At 69.4% G+C, this 1,897-nt stretch carries 2 protein-coding genes and 2 pseudogenes; 2 read left to right on the plus strand and 2 right to left on the minus strand.

Translation table 11 applies throughout. From position 1 onward, the window contains the following. Positions 1-113: 113 nt before the first annotated feature. Positions 114-269, minus strand: a complete 156-nt coding sequence (locus tag CCN56_RS39345) for a DUF397 domain-containing protein (protein ID WP_086832396.1) — start codon at positions 267-269, stop codon at positions 114-116. After that, a pseudogene (locus CCN56_RS39350) lies at positions 266-484 on the minus strand (Scr1 family TA system antitoxin-like transcriptional regulator); the annotation flags it as partial. The pseudogene CCN56_RS39350 and the gene CCN56_RS39345, both read right to left, overlap by 4 nt. Positions 485-617: 133 nt before the next feature. Here CCN56_RS39350 and CCN56_RS39355 point away from each other — a divergent pair. Together CCN56_RS39355 and CCN56_RS39360 are read left to right on the plus strand one after the other, a co-directional pair. Further along, on the plus strand, positions 618-1,025 hold the full coding sequence (locus CCN56_RS39355; RefSeq protein ID WP_086832397.1) for an ATP-binding protein: 408 nt from the start codon (positions 618-620) through the stop codon (positions 1,023-1,025). 290 nt (positions 1,026-1,315) lie between these two features. After that, positions 1,316-1,897: pseudogene (locus CCN56_RS39360) on the plus strand (helix-turn-helix domain-containing protein); the annotation flags it as partial.

The following is a 1,897-nucleotide window of genomic DNA, read 5'->3' on the forward strand; positions in this document are numbered from 1 at the left end:
CTCCAGGGCGGAGTCGTCCGGCCGGTACAGCCCGTCACGGAGCGGCATCTCGCCGGCCTTCCAGAGTCCCTCGACCATTCCCATGGCCCGTCCCACCGCCAACCCGCTGCTGGTCAGCCGCCGACGGCGTACGAGACGAACCCGGCCCAGGCGCCGGGGGTGAGCGCGAGCTGCGGGCCGCCGAGGTTCTTGGAGTCGCGGATGNNGCTGTAGCTGCTCTTGAACCACACCAGTTCGGAGGGGTTCCCGGCAGAGTGCTCGTGGATCATGTTTCTCCCAACAGTTGCTCAATGCGGGCCAGCGACTCCCCGGGAGGCAGAGCCTGGGCCCGGATCGTGCCATACCGCAGCTCAAGGATGCGCAGCTGCTTCAGCTCCGACACCGGACGGCCGTTGAACGCTCCGTCGGAGCGCCCGGCAGCTGTGCCGTCCTCAAACTTCAGTAACTCGATTCTGCCGCTCATGCCGGGGTGCGCTCCGCCGTCCGATCGCCGCAACGCCCCTACCCGGCGTACGGGTTCGGACAGGCCGGACAGCAGTGGACAAGCCCCGGACAGTCACCCTACGCATCGGCATCGTCACTGTTCACGCTAGCGATGCGCGACCACGCTCGGTGACGTGAATCAGAAGAACACCACCCAAGTACCCGTACCGGCCCACGGCTTCCGGGTACTGCTGTCACCCACGCCGCGCGGAGCGAGGCTCGCTCGACTCCTGGCCGTCGAGTGGCTGCGGGCCCGGGAGCTCCCGTACGGCACCGTCGAGGCCGCCGAACACGTCGTCGCCGAACTCGCCGCGAACGCCGCGACGCACGGCCGGGTTTCGGGGCGGAGCTTCCGTCTCGGGCTCCTGGTGCACGCGGACGTCCTCCGGATCGAGGCCACCGACACCCGGGGCACGGACCTCCCCCGCCGGCCGGGCCGCGGGCTCCTCCTCGTCGAGGCGCTCGCCGACCGGTGGGGCGTCGAGCCGGGACCCGTGCCCCGGAAGACCGTATGGGCCGAACTCGACCTGCCGCACCTCTGACCAGCAAAAATGACCCGCCTCACCGAACTCCGAGAATGGGGCGTTCGGTCGGGCGGCCGGTCTTCCAAAGCAACAACCGGAGAGAAAGAACCCCCACCAAACCCCACCCTTTCCCTCCCGAGCCGGACGCTCACTCGTGCGAGTGAAAGAAGCCAACTGGGCTGGATTCGGGACGGGTTGCCTGCTTTACGCTCAGCTCGACCGGCATATGCCGCCAGACATGCGTCGGCCCTCGCTGGGACTGGCATCCCAAGACGAGGGCCTGACCACCATGGAAGGGCACTTCCCTGATGGGTATTCGAAACACTAGCGCGCACACCTCCGCCCCGTCCCGTAACGGCGCGAAAACCCACCCCAAGGCGCGTACATGCGCCCGCGCCGGAGGCGTCACGCACGACAACGGCCGCCACACCCGCCACTTCAGGGTCACCGGCAACCACCTCGCCCAGCACGGCAAACTCACGCTGGAGGCGAAGGGGCTCGCCCTCTATCTCCAATCGCTGCCCGCCGGGACCGCCGTCGGGATCAAGGCGATCGCGGCCAGGCATCCCAACAGCGAGCTGGTCGTCGCCCGCGCGATGCGGCAGCTGGAGGCCTTCGGCTACCTGAAGCGGGTCAGGGAGCAGCTGCCGGACGGCCGGTTCGTACACCGCACGATCTCGTACAACCGGCCGGGGGCTGAGCCGAAGGCCGCGCACGCGACGACACCGCCGCGCACGCCCGTACAACAGAATCCTCCGCCCGTACGGCAGAGGTCGGCGCCCGTACGGCAGAAGTCGGCGCCCGTACGGAAAGAACCCCCGCCGCCGCCCCTGCCGCTCGCGGAGCGCCACCGCGCCGCCGCCGCCCTCCTCGCGGAGCTGCGCGTCCAC

The organism is Streptomyces sp. NRRL B-24572 (assembly GCF_002156145.1).
Taxonomy (GTDB): Bacteria; Actinomycetota; Actinomycetes; order Streptomycetales; family Streptomycetaceae; genus Streptomyces; species Streptomyces vietnamensis.